At 73.2% G+C, this 16,238-nt stretch carries 18 protein-coding genes; 4 read left to right on the top strand and 14 right to left on the bottom strand.

The annotated features are described in order from the left end of the window. Positions 1 to 407: 407 nt before the first annotated feature. The 5 genes from ACFXGA_RS23385 to ACFXGA_RS23365 form a co-directional block, all read right to left on the bottom strand. Positions 408 to 1,046, bottom strand: a complete 639-nt coding sequence (locus ACFXGA_RS23385) for an LD-carboxypeptidase (RefSeq protein ID WP_378091009.1) — start codon at positions 1,044 to 1,046, stop codon at positions 408 to 410. A gap of 634 nt (positions 1,047 to 1,680) precedes the next feature. Further along, on the bottom strand, positions 1,681 to 2,715 hold the full coding sequence (locus ACFXGA_RS23380) for a DUF4192 domain-containing protein (protein WP_378091007.1): 1,035 nt from the start codon (positions 2,713 to 2,715) through the stop codon (positions 1,681 to 1,683). A gap of 115 nt (positions 2,716 to 2,830) precedes the next feature. Further along, a complete protein-coding gene (locus ACFXGA_RS23375; protein WP_378091005.1) occupies positions 2,831 to 3,592 on the bottom strand; it encodes a peptidoglycan DD-metalloendopeptidase family protein in 762 nt (253 codons plus the stop codon). A gap of 118 nt (positions 3,593 to 3,710) precedes the next feature. Beyond that, positions 3,711 to 4,223 (bottom strand): M23 family metallopeptidase, encoded by a 513-nt coding sequence (locus ACFXGA_RS23370; RefSeq protein ID WP_378091003.1) that lies wholly within the window; start codon positions 4,221 to 4,223, stop codon positions 3,711 to 3,713. 92 nt (positions 4,224 to 4,315) lie between these two features. After that, positions 4,316 to 6,163: a Xaa-Pro dipeptidyl-peptidase gene (locus tag ACFXGA_RS23365; protein WP_378091001.1), complete on the bottom strand. Its 1,848-nt coding sequence runs from the start codon at positions 6,161 to 6,163 to the stop codon at positions 4,316 to 4,318. A 437-nt stretch (positions 6,164 to 6,600) separates the two neighbouring features. Here ACFXGA_RS23365 and ACFXGA_RS23360 point away from each other — a divergent pair, with 437 nt between their 5' ends. Continuing rightward, positions 6,601 to 7,827 carry a 6-phospho-beta-glucosidase gene (locus ACFXGA_RS23360; RefSeq protein ID WP_378090999.1) on the top strand — a complete coding sequence of 409 codons (1,227 nt, stop codon included), beginning with the start codon at positions 6,601 to 6,603 and terminating at the stop codon, positions 7,825 to 7,827. On the opposite strand, the gene ACFXGA_RS23355 is transcribed toward ACFXGA_RS23360, so the two are convergent. Next, the gene (locus ACFXGA_RS23355) at positions 7,815 to 8,447 is read right to left on the bottom strand and encodes an endonuclease V (RefSeq protein WP_378090996.1); all 633 of its coding nucleotides are present in this window, start codon (positions 8,445 to 8,447) and stop codon (positions 7,815 to 7,817) included. The genes ACFXGA_RS23360 and ACFXGA_RS23355 overlap by 13 nt on opposite strands. Further along, entirely contained in the window at positions 8,444 to 9,379 is a 936-nt protein-coding gene (locus ACFXGA_RS23350; RefSeq protein ID WP_378090994.1) for a DUF3500 domain-containing protein, read from the bottom strand. The genes ACFXGA_RS23355 and ACFXGA_RS23350 overlap by 4 nt, the downstream gene beginning before the upstream one ends. Before the next feature lie 42 nt (positions 9,380 to 9,421). On the opposite strand from ACFXGA_RS23350, the gene ACFXGA_RS23345 reads away from it, so the two are divergent. Next, positions 9,422 to 10,207 (top strand): arylamine N-acetyltransferase, encoded by a 786-nt coding sequence (locus ACFXGA_RS23345; RefSeq protein WP_378090992.1) that lies wholly within the window; start codon positions 9,422 to 9,424, stop codon positions 10,205 to 10,207. Here ACFXGA_RS23345 and ACFXGA_RS23340 read toward each other — a convergent pair. Continuing rightward, positions 10,191 to 10,841: a maleylpyruvate isomerase family mycothiol-dependent enzyme gene (locus tag ACFXGA_RS23340; protein ID WP_378090990.1), complete on the bottom strand. Its 651-nt coding sequence runs from the start codon at positions 10,839 to 10,841 to the stop codon at positions 10,191 to 10,193. The two genes, ACFXGA_RS23345 and ACFXGA_RS23340, sit on opposite strands and share 17 nt — an antisense overlap. A gap of 62 nt (positions 10,842 to 10,903) precedes the next feature. Between ACFXGA_RS23340 and ACFXGA_RS23335 the strand changes: the two genes are divergently transcribed. Next, a complete protein-coding gene (locus ACFXGA_RS23335) occupies positions 10,904 to 11,434 on the top strand; it encodes a CGNR zinc finger domain-containing protein (RefSeq protein WP_378090988.1) in 531 nt (176 codons plus the stop codon). Between the two features lie 43 nt (positions 11,435 to 11,477). Here ACFXGA_RS23335 and ACFXGA_RS23330 read toward each other — a convergent pair whose 3' ends face one another. The 4 genes from ACFXGA_RS23330 to ACFXGA_RS23315 all read right to left on the bottom strand — a co-directional run bounded on the left by ACFXGA_RS23330 (position 11,478) and on the right by ACFXGA_RS23315 (position 13,375). Further along, positions 11,478 to 11,909: a CBS domain-containing protein gene (locus ACFXGA_RS23330; RefSeq protein WP_378090986.1), complete on the bottom strand. Its 432-nt coding sequence runs from the start codon at positions 11,907 to 11,909 to the stop codon at positions 11,478 to 11,480. Between the two features lie 106 nt (positions 11,910 to 12,015). Continuing rightward, a complete protein-coding gene (locus tag ACFXGA_RS23325) occupies positions 12,016 to 12,207 on the bottom strand; it encodes a hypothetical protein (protein WP_378090984.1) in 192 nt (63 codons plus the stop codon). Positions 12,208 to 12,239: 32 nt separating this feature from the next. After that, positions 12,240 to 12,392: a hypothetical protein gene (locus ACFXGA_RS23320; RefSeq protein WP_378090982.1), complete on the bottom strand. Its 153-nt coding sequence runs from the start codon at positions 12,390 to 12,392 to the stop codon at positions 12,240 to 12,242. A gap of 284 nt (positions 12,393 to 12,676) precedes the next feature. After that, on the bottom strand, positions 12,677 to 13,375 hold the full coding sequence (locus ACFXGA_RS23315) for an EcsC family protein (protein WP_378090980.1): 699 nt from the start codon (positions 13,373 to 13,375) through the stop codon (positions 12,677 to 12,679). Between the two features lie 48 nt (positions 13,376 to 13,423). On the opposite strand from ACFXGA_RS23315, the gene ACFXGA_RS23310 reads away from it, so the two are divergent. Further along, entirely contained in the window at positions 13,424 to 14,515 is a 1,092-nt protein-coding gene (locus ACFXGA_RS23310) for a Vms1/Ankzf1 family peptidyl-tRNA hydrolase (protein WP_378090978.1), read from the top strand. Between the two features lie 68 nt (positions 14,516 to 14,583). Here ACFXGA_RS23310 and ACFXGA_RS23305 read toward each other — a convergent pair whose 3' ends face one another. Continuing rightward, positions 14,584 to 15,432, bottom strand: a complete 849-nt coding sequence (locus tag ACFXGA_RS23305; RefSeq protein ID WP_378090976.1) for an ABC transporter permease subunit — start codon at positions 15,430 to 15,432, stop codon at positions 14,584 to 14,586. Then, the gene (locus ACFXGA_RS23300) at positions 15,429 to 16,103 is read right to left on the bottom strand and encodes an amino acid ABC transporter permease (RefSeq protein WP_378090974.1); all 675 of its coding nucleotides are present in this window, start codon (positions 16,101 to 16,103) and stop codon (positions 15,429 to 15,431) included. The genes ACFXGA_RS23305 and ACFXGA_RS23300 overlap by 4 nt, the downstream gene beginning before the upstream one ends. Positions 16,104 to 16,238 lie beyond the last annotated feature (135 nt).

Genomic DNA, 16,238 nt, shown 5'->3' with positions numbered 1-16,238 from the left:
ACCGGCCCCCGGCCCCCCCGGGTGTGCCCGGCTGCGCCGGCGACCGCCCCGGTCGCGTCTCGGGTCGTCGGCAGCGGGTTGGTGACAGCGGGTTGGTGACAGCGGGTTGGTGACAGCGGGTTGGTGACAGCGGGTTGGTGACAGCGGGTTGGTGACAGCGGGTTGCTGGCCAGGGGCATCACCTCCAAGTGGTGCGTTCGTGTGCCGTGGCAGGTGCGCTGTGAGCGCCTGCCAGGGGGGTCGGCGGCACCGGGCAGTGACCCGGCGCCGTTCAGGCCCCGGACCGAGCCGGCCGGTGGGGTGGATGTCGAGCACGAGCTGGGTCGGCCATCACGGACAGGCCCGTGACCGGCGGCCGGACCGGTGCCGGGCGAGGCCGCTCGCCCGGCAGCCTGCTAGCGCGTGTTTCAGATGTGGCGTAGCCAGATGTCGATGGTGGCCTGGTAGCGGACGGCGAGTTTGTCGTACCGGGTGGCCACCGCGCGGTGCTGCTCGAGCAGGTTGATGCCGCACTCGACGGCATGGCGCTGCTTGTAGATCTCCCTGTCGATCGTGCGTGGCCGCCCGCCGGCGGAGCCTTTGGCCTTGCGGTGGGCGGCCTGGTCACGGGGTTGGTCGATGGTCGCCTTGATCCCGCGTCGGCGCAGGCAGGCGCGGTTGGCCTTGTCCGCCAGGACCCGGTCCGGTCGTGTCCGGGCCCGGCCGGGCCCGACGCGCGGCACCGAGATCCCCTCGATCACCGGCACGAACTGCGGGCTGTCACCGCGCTGTCCGGCGGCGACCAGCAACGACAACGGCCGTCGTCCCTGCTCACAGGCCAGGTGCAGCTTGCTGGTCCACCCGCCCCGCGAGCGGCCCAGCCCGTGGTCGTCGGGCTCCGCCCCGCCCGCGTCGGTGTCGGGCGGCTCGACCTGCAGATCCCGTTTTACGCGCACCCGCCTGCCGTAGCCGCCGCGCGCGCACAGCACCCCGGCCGTGGCCGGGTCGAGCCAGGCTCGTTCCACCGCGCGGGCGCGGTCGGCGTCGTGGCTGGCGAGGTAGCCCACACGATCGACCCGGCGGCGTCGGCCCGGGCCTGCAACGCGGTCGAGATCCGCACCCAGACACCGGTCCGCTGCCGACCCGTAGACGGTCTGCCAAGGCCCGTGGTCGGGAGGGACGTCCCGCCACGGGGCACCGACACGCACCCGGCACCGTTCAGGCTCGGACCGAGCCGGCCGGTCGGGTGGATGCCGAGCACGAGCTGGGTCGGCCACCACGGACAGTCCCGTGACCGACGGCCGGACCGGTGCCGGGCGAGGCCGCTCGCCCCGGCAGCCGGCGAAGCCACTCACCCAGCAGCCGGCAAGGCCGCACGCCTCAGCAGCCGGCCAGGCCGCACGCCCCGAGCAACCGGTGAAGCCACTCACCTTCACAGCCGGCAGGGCCTCCCCGGCAGCTGGCAAGGCCGTACCCCTCAGCAGCCGGCGAAGCCGCACGCCTCGGCAGCGGGTGAAGCCGCACGCCCCGAGCAACCGGCACGGCCCGCCCCGCCCGAGCAACCGGCAAGGCCGGCCCCGCCCGAGCAACCGGCGAAGCCGCTTACCCGGCAACCGGCACGGCCGCACGCCCCGGCAACCGCAGCCGGTGAAGTCGGTCGCCCCGGGAGCCGGGGGCGGTTCGGTGCGCGCCAGCGGCGCTTTAGCCGAACGGGTCGCCGGTGGTTGGTGGGGCGGTCCACTCCGTGGCGGCGGAGCGTTCGGCCAGGTCGCGGATCTGCTCTGGTGGGAGGCCGGTGGTCAGGGCTGTTCGGAGCAGGTCCGCCAGGCGGTGGCCCGGGTTGGCTTCCTCGGCCCGGTCCAGGGCCACGGCGGCCAGGCTGCCCAGGCCCCGCGCGTAGGCGGAGAACGCGAGCAGGGTGGCCGGTTCGGCGCGTTCCGGGACCGGGCTCGCGCGGGTCAGTTCGGTCCACAGGACCTCCGCGCCGCGGGCGTGTTCGCCGACGCAGTAGGCCAGCGCCGAGTCGCGGGTCAGCGGGTGCGACAGGGCGTGGGCCAGGTCGGCCACCTCCTCGTCGGTCAGCAGGCGCTTCCGGTCGGCCGCGCGCACCACCTCGGCGTGCACCAGGTCGCGGTGCCGGGTCGGGACGACGTCCTCCGGGGGCGGGTGGTCGGCGGCCAGGCGGTTGAGCAGCGCGGTCCGGCGGGCCAGGGCCTCCGGCGGGTCCGGGGTCAGCAGGTCGCGCATCGCGTCACGGCTGGCGTAGGTGACGTGGCCGGCCGCGGCCGACGACGCGGCGAGCACCGTGCTCGACGGGTCCGGCACCGTGCCGGAGCCGCCCACGTCGCGGTAGTCGAACCAGCGCTCCCCCTTGGCCGTGGCGCGCGTCCACACGGCCAGCACGAGCGGCACGTCGACGGCGTCCAGGGACGCGCAGACCTCGTCCACCAGGCCGGCGTGCGGCAGGTCCTCGGGCGGGTCGCCCGACCCGCCGCCGACCACGACGATCACGGCGGCATCGCCGCCGTAGCGGGCCAGCGGCGCGAGGAGCTTCCGGGACGACCGGGTCGGCGCGTCCGGCGGCGGCAGGTCGACGCGCAGGGTCACGGCCACGTCGTGGCCCCGCACCAGGAGCACGACGATCGAGTCGTCCGGGTGGAAGCCGAGCAGGTGGGGGACGGCGGCGATCAGGTCGCCCGGGTCGCGCAGGCCGGGGCGGGTGAGCGAGTTGGTCATGGGTCCGACTGTGGCGGACGGCGGCGGTGAGGGCCGGCGGCCGGGGCGGATCTGTGGACAACTCGGGAACGGGTCGCCGCGGCGCGTGCCGCAGCGACCCGTCACCTGGGAAAACTCAGCAGCTCGGCGCCACTTGGCCGTCCGAACCTGTGTACACGTAGGCGTCGGAGATGTACCCGGACCCGATCTTGTCCCACAGGCTGGTGGTGCCGTACTTGCCGGTGATGGTCTCGCCCCGCGTCTGGCAGCTGATCGTCACCGTCGCGCCGTTCGCGACCGACCCCACGGCCGCGTACTGCGTGCCCGGACCCGAGCGGATGGTGACCGACGCGCCGCTGTCGGTGCCCACGGTGCCGGTCACGCTCGTGCCGCACGAGTTGCGGCTGGTGTAGCTGCGCGTGCCCCAGTAGTAGATCTGCGTGCCGTTGAACTTGATCTTCTGGTCGACGCCGTTGAGCCGCTGCTCGTAGTGCAGGTGCGGCCCGGTCGACCCGCCGGTCGAGCCCACGTTGCCGATCCGCTGGCCGATCCGCACGGACTGGCCGACGGACACGCTCTGCGCGGACAGGTGCGCGTACCGGGTGCGCCAGCCACCGCCGTGGTCGATCTCGACCCACCGGCCGTAGCTCGTGCTGCCCTCGTTCGCGACCCGCGTGACGCTGCCCGCCGCCGACGCGACCACCGGGTCGCCGTCGTCGTTCGCGCGGTTGAAGTCGACCGAGTTCGCGGGGCTGTGGTTGGTCCGGGTCTGGCCCTCCCACACCTGGTTGCACGGGAACGGCATCTGGAAGTTGGGGGCCGCCGCGGCCTCGCCCTGCGTGAGGACGAGGCCGATCAGCGGCGCCACCAGGGCCGTGACGAACACGCGTCGGCTCATCTGCCACCTCCTTGACGACTGCGGGTGGTCATCCGATCACGCGCGGCCGCTTCAGTGGAAGACTTACCAGGTTTTGAGTTGGTGAATTAATCCCTAACCAACCCGAACGGAGCAACGCTCAGCAGTTGCGGCTGGTGTAGCTGCGCGTGCCCCAGTAGAGAATCTGCGAGCCGTTGAACGTGATCTTCTGCGCCACGCCGTCCAGCCGCTGCTCGAAGTGCAGGTGCGGCCCGGTCGACCCGCCGGTCGAGCCGACGTCGCCGATGCGCTGCCCCTTCGACACCGCCTGCCCGACGCTGACCCGCTGCACGGACAGGTGCGCGTACCGGGTGCGCCACCCGCCGCCGTGACCGATCTCGATCCACCGTCCGTAGCTGGTGCCGCCCTCGTTCTCCACCCGCGTCACGGTCCCCGCCGCGGACGCCACGACGGGGTCGCCCAGGTCGTTGGCGCGGTTGAGGTCGACCGCGTTGGCGGGGCTGTGCCCCGTCCGGGTCTGCCCCTCCCACACCTGGCCGCACGGGAACGGCATCTGGAACGCGGGCGCCGCGGCGGCCTCGCCCTGCGTGAGGGCGAGGCCGACCAGCGGCGTGACCAGGGCCGTGACGAACGCGCGCCGGACTCGGCTCATCTGCCACCTCCTTGACGGCTGTGGCGCAGATCCGACCACACCCGCACCGTTCAGTGGAAGACTTTCCGAGTAGACGCTTCGTGGATTACTTTCTAACCCACCGATCGGCGCAACGCGGCGACCCCGCCGACCACGGGCAGCTCCACCACCGTCGCGGTGAGGTCGAGCGACAGGCCCGTGCCCGGCGCCGGCCGCAACGTGTAGTCGTGGTCAGAAGAGATCAGCACGAACTCGACGCGGTGACCAGCCGGGACCACGTAGTCGTTCGGCTCCAGCTCGACCTCGACCCGGTACCGCTTGCCGGGCTCGATCGGCTTGGTGCGCGACGGCGACACCCGGTTCTGCGGGTCGGTCCACCCGCGCGTGATCACGTGGGACGTGCCGTCCGGGGCCCGGTCCACCAGCAACGCGGTCACGTTGGCCGCGGGCCGGTCGAACGACAGCGCCAGGTCGACCCGCGCCGTGCCGGAGAACCGCACCGGCTCGGACGTCGGCCGGGTCGCGTACGACAGGCGGTTGCCGGAGCCGGGCAGGTCGATCAGGTCCTCGGCGAGCTTGGTCGCGTCGTCGCGCAACGACTCCACCACCGCGGTGCCGGGCACCTGCTGGAACCGCAGCGCGCCCCGTTCCGAGCCGCCCGCCCACGGGTAGACCCGCGCGGTCGACGTGCCGGGAGCGGGCCAGTCGGCCTCGTCCACCCACGTGGTCTTGTCCTCGCGCTGGATCGTGGCCTTGGGCTCGCGCTCCACGCCGTTGTCCACGCCGTACAGGTAGTGGCTGAACCAGCGGTTGACCGTGCGCCGCCACTCCGCCGACCGCAGCGTGTCGGGGTCGGTGTGCCCGGACTGGTGCAGCCAGATCTTGTGCTCCACGCCGTGCCGCCGCAGCGCCTCGTACCACTGCGCCACGTGCTTGACCTTGACGTTCCAGTCGCTCAGCCCGTGCACGGCGAGCACCGCGGCCCGGACCTTGGACGCGTCCTTGACGTAGTTCCGCTCGTCCCAGAACGGGCTGTAGTCGCCGGTGACGCGGTCCTGGCGGGCCGCCACGTCGGCGATCACGGGCTTGCAGATCTCCCGGTCCGCGCGCGTGTAGACGTACTCCGCCAGCACGTCGAGGTCCTCGCCCTGGAACGTGCCGGGCGCGACCACCGCGCCGTCGGCCCGGTAGTAGTCGTACCAGCTGGAGATCGCCGCGATGGGCACGATCGCCTCCAGGCCCTCGACGCCGGTCGCGGCGACGGCGTTGGGCAGGGTGCCGTTGTACGACACGCCCATCATGGCGACCTTGCCGGTGGTCCAGCCCGCCACGACCGGCGCGCCCGCGGCGTCGCGCGCGGTCGCGCGGCCGTTGAGCCAGTCGACCACGGACTTCGAGCCGATGGTCTCGTTGCGCCCGCCCGAGGTGGGGCAGCCGGTCGACTGGCCGGTGCCCAGCGACTCGGCGTACACCATGGCGAAGCCGCGGGCGAGGAAGTAGTCCTCGTAGCGGCCGGACCGGATCGGGCCCGGGTTGGGCCCCACGGCCGCCGCGATCCGCTCGTCCGCCTCGGCCTTGAGCAGCGACCCGTCGCGCTTGTCGTACCCGCCGCGGCGGTTCGGCACGTACAGCTCCACGTCGACGTCGTGGTTGGCCACGTCGTTGCCGCCGGAGAAGTACGGGCTGTTGAAGAACACCACCGGGACCTTCAACCCGCGGTCGGTGGCCTTCTGGCGCACGACCTCGGTGTAGACCTCGTCGTCGCGCCCGTCCCGGTCGCTGTCGACCGGGGCGCGCACCCACAGGCTCTCGCGCACCACGTCCTTCGGGTCGAAGACGGGTTGCGCCTCGCCGCCGACGAACACGGGCCCCTCCGCCGCGGCGCCGGCCACCGCCGGGGTCACCCCCAGCGGCAGCGTCACCAGAGCGGCGAGCACCGCGGCTCTCCGTGCACCCTTCACGACCGAACCCCCATCATGTGTAGGACAGGTTTGGCGCTGACCATCCCCCGCGCCACCACCCCTGTCAAGGGCGGTCCAAGTCCACTGTGGACAGAGATCAAGACCCGACGATCGGCCCCTTGACCAGCGGCGGAGACCTGTGCACGTGGGCGGCGCGCCGCCCGGCCGCGCTCCCGCCGCGCCGCCGAGGTCGAACGCGGCGATGCCCTCCGCCGACGCCGGCCGCGCGGCGCGGGGCCTCCGGCCGGGCGCACCGGGCAGCCCTCCGCCGCGCCCGTGCCGACCGCGTCCTGGCTCGGCCCCGCGCCGGTGCCCGCCACCATCACGGCGCGGTCCTGCGCCCGGACCCGCCGCACCCTCATCGCCCACGCCCACCGCGAGCCGCACCGGCGCACGGCGGCCTTCGTGATCTTGCCGGCCCGGGCAGGATGGCACGCATGAGGCTGGTCATCCTGGGCGGCGGCGGCTTCCGCGTGCCGCTCGTGCACAAGGCGCTGGACGAGCACATCACCGAACTCGTGCTGCACGACGTGGACGCGCGCCGGCTGGAGGCGATCCGCCGGGTGCTGCGCGGCGGCCCGCCGGTCACCGCCACCACCGACCTGGACGAGGCGCTGCGCGGCGCGGACTTCGTGTTCTCCGCGATCCGGGTGGGCGGCCTGGCCGGGCGCGCGATCGACGAGGAGGTGGCGCACGCGCACGGCGTGCTGGGCCAGGAGACCGTCGGCGCGGGCGGCATCGCGTACGGCCTGCGCACCGCGCCCGTGGCCGACGCGCTCGCACGGCGGATCGCCGAGGTCGCGCCGCGGGCGTGGGTCGTGAACTTCACCAACCCGGCCGGGCTCGTCACCGAGGTCATGGCCCGCCACCTGGGCGACCGCGTCATCGGCATCTGCGACTCGCCGGTGGGCCTGTGCCGCCGCGCCGCCCGCGCGCTGGGCCTCGACCCGGACGAGCCGACGTTCGACTACGCGGGCCTCAACCACCTCGGCTGGTTGCAGGGCGTCCACGTGGGCGGGGAGAACCTGCTGCCGACCCTGCTGGCCGACGACCGGGCCCTGGAGGGCTTCGAGGAAGGGCGGCTCTTCGGCGCGGAGTGGCTGCGCGCGCTCGGCGTCATCCCGAACGAGTACCTGCACTACTACTACTCGACCCGTGAAGCGCTCGGTGACAACCGCGGTGCGTTCCTGCTCGACCAACAACGGCGGTTCTACGACGGCGAAGTGGACTGGGAGACCACGCGGCTGGAGCGCGAGGCCACCTACATGGCCCAGGAACGCGAGCGCGACACCCTCGAAGGCGGCGGGTACGAGCACGTCGCCATGGCGCTCATGCGCGCCATCGCGGACAACGGGACGACGACGCTGATCCTCAACGTGCCCAACGGCTCCACACTGTCGACCCTGGACGACACGGCGGTCGTCGAGGTGCCGTGCGAGGTGGACGCGGCGGGAGCGCGCCCGCTGCCGGTGAGCCCGCTGCCCGACCACGCGGCGGGTCTCGTCACGTCGGTCAAGGCCGTGGACCGGCTCGTCATGGAGGGCACGCGCGCGGCCGCCCTCAAGGCGTTCGCGCTGCACCCGCTGGTCGACTCGGTGGCCACGGCCCGGAGCCTGCTGGACACCTACGTCCGGCGGCACCCGGAGCTGGCCTACCTGAGCTGAGCCCGGCCCAGCGCGTCGGAGCGCCGGGTCGTCTCCGGCAGCCGCGTCACGCACAGCCGCAGCACCTCGGCGCACGCCCGGTCGAGGTCGATGCGGTGCCCCACGGACACGAACACCGGCTTCACGCCCTCCCGCGTCCGCAGCGCACGCCCCACGACCTCGCCGTCGTCCACGAGGTCGGTGTGCGCGCCCCGCGCGTCGTCCGGCATGGCGTACGGCCCCATGGGCGTCTTGGCCACGCCGAGGCTCGGCAGGTCCGTCACCACGCCGAGGTGGCAGGCCAGCCCGAACCGGCGCGGGTGCGCCAACCCCTGCCCGTCGCACACCAGCAGGTCCGGCGTCACGGTGAGCCGCTCCACCGCCTCCAGCAGCGGCGGCAGCTCGCGGAACGCGAACAGCCCGGGCACGTACGGGAACTCCGCCCGACCCGTCACCACGGCCGAGTCGACCGTCCGCAACGTCTCCGCCTCCAGCACCACGACCGCCGCCGCGAGCCGGTCGTCGTCCGCGTAGGACACGTCGAGCCCGGCGACGTGCCGCACCACCAGCCCGGGGTCCGTGCGCGTGGACACCAGCGGGCGCAGCCGCTCCTGCTCCGCGATGGCCTCCTCGGGCGTCACCCGTGGCTCACCGCCGCCCGGTGGGCCGCCAGCAGGTCCTCGCCGAAGTCCCCGGAGCGCCGCCGCCACACCGTGTGCGCGTGGTTGGCGTCGTTGTCCGTGTTGTCGTACTCGATCAGCAGCTCCGGGCCCTGGATGCGGTAGTAGTGCCCCGCGCCGCGCTTGTCCGAGCCCTCCCACGCGAAGTGCAGCCGGTCGAGGTCCAGCGCGTCGAACTCCTCGTCGGCCAGGTCGCCGGTCAGCCGGTCGAGGTAGTAGCGCACCAGCCCGACCAGCAGCCCCCGGGACGACCGGTCGAGCTGCGCGGGCGTCACCCCGACGGGGTCCGGCTCGCCGACCCGGCGCGCGTTGCCGGTCCTCAGGTCCGCCGGCGGGGCGTCGGCGACCACGGCCAACCCGCGCGCCGTCCGGCCCATCCGGTCCAGCAGCTCGCGGGCCAGCTCCTCCTCCAGCCGCAACGGCTGCGACACCGTGCGGCCCCGGTAGGTGACGCGGGCCGGGTGCGCGCCGAGGAACAGCGGCGTGGCCGACACGCGACCCTCGGCCACCACGACGTTCACCGACAGGTGGTGGCCCTCGATCCGCCACCCCCACGGCTCGTCGCCCGGCTCGCCCAGCAGCACGGTCCAGAAGTCGCCCTGGTGCCGGTCGCGGGTTCCGCCCTCGCGGTCGTCCAGCACGTCCTCCAACGCCATGATCGCGGTGACCTGCGCGTAGGCGTGCGGGCTGAGCACGCACGACAGCAACCGTTGCACGGCTTTGCGCTGGTCACGCGTGAGGTCGCCGTAGCACGCGCCCGGTCGCGGACCCGGTGTGTACGCCCATCGGGTGCGCAGGTCGTCGTCCGCCATGCTCCGCAGGGCGGCCGCGCGCTGCGCGTCGTCCAGCAGGTCGAGGAAGCCCCGGGTGGCTTCCGCCAGCTCGTGCAGCATTCTCCCGAATCTACGCGCCGGCCGGGCTGACATGCTGTCCTGGTGTGGAATGGTGAACTCCTCGACCTGGACGCCTACCTCGACCGCGTCTCCTTCACCCCCGACCCCGCCGCCGACCCGGCGACCACGCTGCGCGGCCTGCACCGCGCCCACCTGGCCGCCATCTGCTTCGAGAACGCCGACGTGCGCGACGGCGTGCCGATCGCGCTGGACGTGCCGTCGTTGCAGGACAAGCTCGTGGCCCGGCGGCGCGGCGGGTGGTGCTTCGAGCAGAACCTGCTGTTCGCCGCCGTGCTCGAACGGCTCGGTCACGAGGTGACGGGGCTCGCCGCGCGCGTCCTGCTCGGCCGCACCGGCGACCTCCCCCGCACGCACGCCGTGCTGCGCGTGGACCGGCGCTGGCTGGTCGACGTCGGCTTCGGCGGCGGCGGGCTGCTGGAGCCGCTGCCCCTGGTCGACGGCGCGTCCGAGCGCCAGGGCGACTGGACGCTGCGGCTGGACCACGCCGACGGCGTGTGGACGCTCCGGTCGTTCCAGAACGGCGGCTGGCTGCCGCTGTACGACTTCACCGAGGACGCCCGCACGCGCGCCGACTACGAGATCGTCAGCTACTACCTGGCCAACCACCCGGCGTCGCCGTTCGTCGGCAGGCTGCTGGTGCAGCGCACCGACGACCACGCCCGCCACAACCTCACCGACCTGGAGCTGACCGAGACCCGCCCGGACGGCGCCGTGGCCAAGCGCGGCCTGACCCCCCGGGAGCGGGATCGGGTGCTCCGCGAGGAGTTCGGGCTGGAGCTGCCCGTGCGGTCTACGGCCACGGCTTGAGCTCGGGCCGCTCGCCGGTGACCGGCCCGTCCGGCTCGCGGCCCGCCAGCCACGCGACCAGGTCGGTGGCGGAGCCGGTCAGGGTGACGTCCTCGCCCTCGCCGACCGTCCACCGCCGGTCCGGCGCCCGGAGCGTGAGCCGGATGCCCTCGGGCACCCGCTCGGCCAGGTACCCGACCGCGTGGTCGCAGAACTCGGGCGTCCAGGTGACCGGTCCGAGGTCCAGGTCACGGGTGTGGATGACGACCTCGCGCCACACCGCGTACGCCGTGTCGGTGAGCGTGCCGTCGCGGTAGAAGACCGGGGAGTCCCAGTCCCGGACGCCGGCCCACGCCTTCGCGAGCCGGGCGGCGGCCTCGGCGATCGCGGCGCGGTGCTCCGCGGCGGTGCGCCCGGCGTTCGCCTCGATCGCGGCGTCCCGGGCGGGCCGCCCGCCGGGGTAGACCTCGACGTTCCTGCCCTCGTTCTCCGCCTGCCCGGCCAGGCCCGCGGTGACGCCCGCCAGGTGGGCCAGCACGTGGCCGCGCGTCCAGCCGGGCAGCACCGAGGGCTGCGCCACCTGCTCGTCCGTGAGGTCCTCGATCACGGCGGCCAGCTCGCGGTGGGCCTCCAGCGCGCGGTCCTGGATCGTCACGACTCCCCCTAATGGTTTGTTGGCCTGAGTCCGTTAGGGAACCTATCACTAGACTGGGCCGGGTGGCACTGGCACTCGAGTTCGCGAGCACGGTCCGGCACGACGGGCACGGCGGGCTCACGGACGACCTGGCCACCCCGGAGGGCGTCACGGCGTGGTCGGGCGTCGAGGCGGACGAGGACCTGCGCCTGCGCGTGGTGGAGCTGCGGTGGGCGGTGCGGTCGCTGTTCGCGCGGGCCTCGCACGCGGTCGAACGCATGGACTCGCCGCACCTGATGGACTTCGAACGCGCGCTGGAGATCGTGAACGCGGCCGCCGCGCGGGTGCCGCGGGCGGCGCGGTTGGAGTGGGACGACGAGCCGCGGCTGCGCCACCTGGACTCCGCCGACGACGGCGACCGGCTGCTGGCGACGCTGGCGACCGCCGCGATCGAGTTCCTGGCCAGTGGCGCGCGGGCGCAGTTGCGCGCCTGCCCGGCGCCGCGGTGCATCCGGTACTTCGTCAAAGCCCACCCGAGGCAGGAGTGGTGCAAGCCGTCGTGCGGCAACCGGGCCAGGGTGAGCAGGCACTACCGGCGCGGCCGGGTCGGCTGACGGGTCCGCGCGGACACCCCGGGGACGCCCGCGCGGCCGGCGGTCACCCCTGCGCGATGTAGGCCGTCAACTGCTGCTGGTCCTCCTGCAGCTGGCTGATCCGGCTCTTGACCACGTCGCCGATGCTGACGATGCCGACGAGCCGCCCGTGGTCGACCACGGGCACGTGCCGGATGCGCCGCTCGGTCATCAGCACGGTGAGGCTGTCGACCGGGTCGTGCGGCGCGCAGGTGAACACCTCGCTGGTCATGATCTCCGACACCGGGGCGCCCAGCAGGTCGCCGCCCCGGTCGTGCAGCCGGCGCACGACGTCGCGCTCCGACACGATCCCGGCGATACCGCCCTCGGGACCGAGCACGACCATCGCCCCGACGTTGTGCTCGGCGAGCGCGGCGACGAGGTCCGCCACCGATGCCGCCGACGCGACCGTGGCCACGTCCGAACCCTTGTTCCGCAGGACGTCAGCGATCCTCATGGGCGCCTCCCGATCTCCGCCGGACCCGGTGCTACCCAGTTCAGGCTAGTTCTCCGGGCACGCGACCGATAGATCGCGCGCCCGGAGGACCGCCCTGTTCAGCCGATCAGCCGCCGCTCATCCGCCGGAACACGCGCCGTCCGACGAACGCGTTCTGGTGCGGGCGGCCCGGGACCTTCTGCACGCCGGCGTTCTTATTGGCGTGACCGCGCCGGGCCGCGCGGTTGAGCGGGACCTCGGTGGCCTCCGGCCGGTCGGGTTCGCCGTCCTCGACGGGCGGGACGTCCTGAGTGGTCATGTCTACCTCCTGAGGGTGGTGCGGGTCGCCGGTCAGCGACGCCGCATGGCATACCGGCGCGGGTTGACGACAGCCGGGCCGCCGCCGAAGCGCGGCTGCACCGCGCCGGACGAGCGGGCGCCGCGGCGGGCGGCGCGGTTGGTCGGCTGACCGTCGTGTGGCGGTTCGTTGCGCATGGTGGGCATGCGATCGCCTCCTCGGTGTTCGAGGCGTGCAAAAAGGCTTCGACCCGTGCGTCGACAGGGTCGTGAAGAGCCGCTAAGGCCACCAGGAGAAGCGCGCGGCACGGCTACGAGCCCGGTGCGGCGCGGTGGAGGAAGAGTCCTCAGAGGTAGATCTGGAAGAACATGAGCCGAACCCTAGCGCGGGCGGACGGCGGCGCCAACCGATTTATCGAACCCGACCGCTCCGCCCCCGCGCGGCGGGCGGAACGGTGCGTAAAACTCCTGGTCAAAGGCGGTGGAGCCACTCACTCGCGGACGTCCACGACCTCGCCGTCGATCACGGTGCCGTCCACCACGGCCGGCGGCTGGTCGTGGTCGGCGAAGAAGCGGGACGCGAAGGCCCCCACCGCGCGGGTCGTGACGGCGTCGAACGTGCCGCCGATCACGCCGCCGACCAGCGGCACGCCCTTGGCCAGCGTGACGGTCGCCCGGGTGGTGCCGTACTTGGCCAGCAGGGTGAACCCGACCCGCTTGTTGATCTCGCGGATGAGCTGCGCGGGGATGCGCTCGATCAGGTTCATGGTCAGCCGCGAGCCCACCCGGATGCCCGCCTTCTTCAGCAGCTCCGTCCCCGCGTTGCCGAGCAGGCACACCAGGATCGCCGTCTGCACCTCGTCGCTGCGCAGGTCGTGCCCGTGCACCGCGGCGATGGAGGCGATCAGGTGCGTCTGCACCAGGTAGGACGCGGTCAGGTTGGCGGGCAGCGTGATCGGCAGCGTGATCAGGCCGCCCACGTTCGTGGCGAACCCCTGCACGCCCGCCGCCGCCACGTGCGTCCGGATCAGGTGCCGGACCGCCTCCTCCGGCGTCAGCCCCTTCTCCAGCGCCTCCACGGCCATCTGCCGGGCCCCCTTGAACGGCCCGAAACCGTCGATGCCGACCCTCAGCAGGTGGTCGACGGCGTTCTGCTGCGCCTTGGCGATCGCGCCCGGTTCGTCCACCATGCCCACGAGGTTACGCGGCGCGCGATCGGGTAGCCGAGGCCAATGGACATGTCTTCGTTGGGAGAGCTGGTCAGGCAACGCGGCCCGTTCGCGTCGGTCTACCTGGACGCCTCGCACGACACCGAGGACGCGGCCAAGGCCATGGAGCTGCGCTGGCGCGGGGTGCGCGAGGACCTGGCGCGACAGGGCGCGGACGACGCGACGCTCGACGCGCTGCAGGAGGCGGTGCTGACGCCGGTGCCCGGCAAGTCGGGCCGGGCGCTGATCGCGGCGCACGGCACGCTGCTGCTGGACCGCGTGCTGCCCCGCCCGCCGGCCGTCGAGACCGCCCGCTGGTCGGACCTGCCGCACGTGCTGCCGCTGGCCACCTGGATGGAACCGGCCGTGCCGCACGTGGTCGTGCTGGTCGACCGGGCGGGCGCGGACCTGCACGGGTACGACGGGCGGGGTGAGCGCACCGGCGAGGTGCACGACGAGGTCCGGGGCGAGGAGCACCCGCTGCACAAGGTCCGCGGCGGCGGGTGGTCGCACCGGCGGATGCAGAACGCGGTCGAGGAGAACGCCAAGCGCAACGCGGCGCTGGTCGCCGAGGAGGTGGACCGGCTGGTCACGGGCCTGGACGCCCGGCTGCTGGTGCTCGGCGGCGAGGTGCAGGCCCGGGCCGAGGTGCGCGAGCAGCTCAGCCCGCGGTGCCGCGACGTGCTGGTCGAGGTCGAGGGCGCGACGCTGGCCGAGGGCGCGGACGACGCCGCGTTCGACCACGCCGTGCAGTCGCTGGTGGCCCAGTACCAGTTCGACCTGGACAACGACGTGGTGGAGGAGTTCACCGCCGAGGCGGGCCGCCCGGACGGCCGCGCGGTGCAGGGCCTGGCCCCGGTGGTGGCCGCGCTGCGCGAGGCGAAGGTGGCCGCGCTGCTGGTGACGGACCCGGCGCTGGGCGACCGCACCGTGTGGTCCGGCGACGACCCGGCGCAGCTGGCGCTGCGCGAGCAGGAGCTGCGCGGCCTCGGGGTCGAGCACGTCGGCGAGCACCGGGCCGACGAGGCCCTGGGCACCGCTGCCGCCGCGACCGGCGCGCAGGTGGTGGTCACCGAGGTGGCCGGTCTGCGCGAGGGCGTCGGCGCGCTGCTGCGGTACTAGCGGGAGCACGACGGACGACGAGGGGGAGTGCCGTCCGGCACTCCCCCTCCAGTCGATCCCGTGCGCGGTCAGACGGCCGCCGCGACGACGTCCTCGGCCGGCTTCTTGTCCAGCGCGACGACCTTCTTGTCGCGCCGGTTGCGCTTCTCCAGGTACGTCGCCAGCCACGTCAGCAGCAGGCACATCACGATGTACATCGCGGCCACCACGATCGTGACGGGCACCAGCGGCCGGCCGAACTCGAAGATGCTGCCCAGGTAGCGGGCGTAGTACAGCAGCTCGTTGTAGGTGATCAGGAAGCCGAGGGCGGTGTCCTTGAGCAGCACGACCAGCTGGCTGATGATCGCCGGCAGCATCGCCCGCACCGCCTGCGGCAGCAGCACGTGCACCATCACCTGGGTCTTGCGCATGCCCACCGCGTAGGCGGCCTCGCTCTGCCCGCGCGGCAGGGACAGCACGCCGGCGCGGAACACCTCGGCCAGCACCGAGCCGTTGTAGAGGGTCAGGCCGAGCACCACCGAGTAGAACGGCGCGCCCAGCGACAGGCCGTAGTGGAACACGAAGATCAGCACGACCAGCGGCACCGCGCGGAACAGCTCGACGACCACCATCGACGGCACGCGGATGACCTTGTGGTCGGAGAGCTGGCCGGCCGCGAACACCGCGCCGAACAGCAGCGCGAGCACCGCGCCCGCGGCGAACGCCTTGAGCGTGTTGACCAGCGCGTCGATCAGGTCGAGCTGCACCTTCTCGTACTGGATCCACGACCACTTCGCGCCGTCGAACTGCCCGCTCTCCGCGAACCGGTAGAGCACGAAGCCGATCACGGCGACCAGCACGACGATGCCGAGGATCGCGTAGAGGCGGTGGCGCAGCCGGGCCCGGGGCCCGGGGACGTCGAACAGGACCGAGCTCATCGGGCGATGCTCCACCGCTTCTCGAGGCTGCGCTGCAGCAGGGTCATGGGGATGACGAGCACCACGAAGAACGCCGCGACCCAGAGCAGGCCGACCAGCTGGTTCTCACCGCGCTCGGACAGGTTGAGGCTGATGGAGCCCGCCTGGAACACCGAGAAGCCCGCCGCGATGGTGGTGTTCTTCAGCAGCGCGATCATCGTGCTCATCATCGGCGGCACGACGGCGCGGGTGGCCTGCGGCAGCACCACGGACCCCAGCATCTGGCCGAACGTGAGCCCCAGCGCGCGGGACGCCTCCGCCTGCCCCACCGGCACCGTGTTGATGCCCGACCGCACCACCTCGCACACGAACGCGGCCGTGTAGAGGATCAGCGCGGCGAGGGCGGCGTTGAAGTAGTAACTGGCCGCCGATCCGCCGAAGGTGTCCGCGTCCACGATCTTGAGCAGCGGGAACGCGAAGGCGAAGAAGAAGAACACCAGCGTGAGCGGGGTGTTGCGGAGGATCGTGACGTAGGCCGCGCCCATGGCGCGCATCACGGGGACCGGCGCGACCCGCAGCATCGCCAGGATCGTCCCCAACACCAGCGACCCGACCGCGGAGATCAGGAACAGCTCGACGGTGTTGAGGAACCCGGGCCCGTACAGGTCGAGGTTGTCGAGCAGGACGTCCATCGGCTTCCTCGGCTAGGTGGGGTGGTGTGGTGGGGGGGGGGGGAGCGGGGGAGCGGGGGGAGCCCCCAGGGGGCGTCGAGCGAAGGCTAGTAGAGCAAGGGGGGGAGGGTGTTGGGAAAGGACGAGGAGAGGCTG

This window comes from Actinosynnema sp. NPDC059335 (genome assembly GCF_042752395.1).
Lineage (GTDB): Bacteria > Actinomycetota > Actinomycetes > Mycobacteriales > Pseudonocardiaceae > Actinosynnema.
Note: the sequence above shows the minus strand (reverse complement) of the source record. Positions and strands in the feature narration are given on the sequence as shown.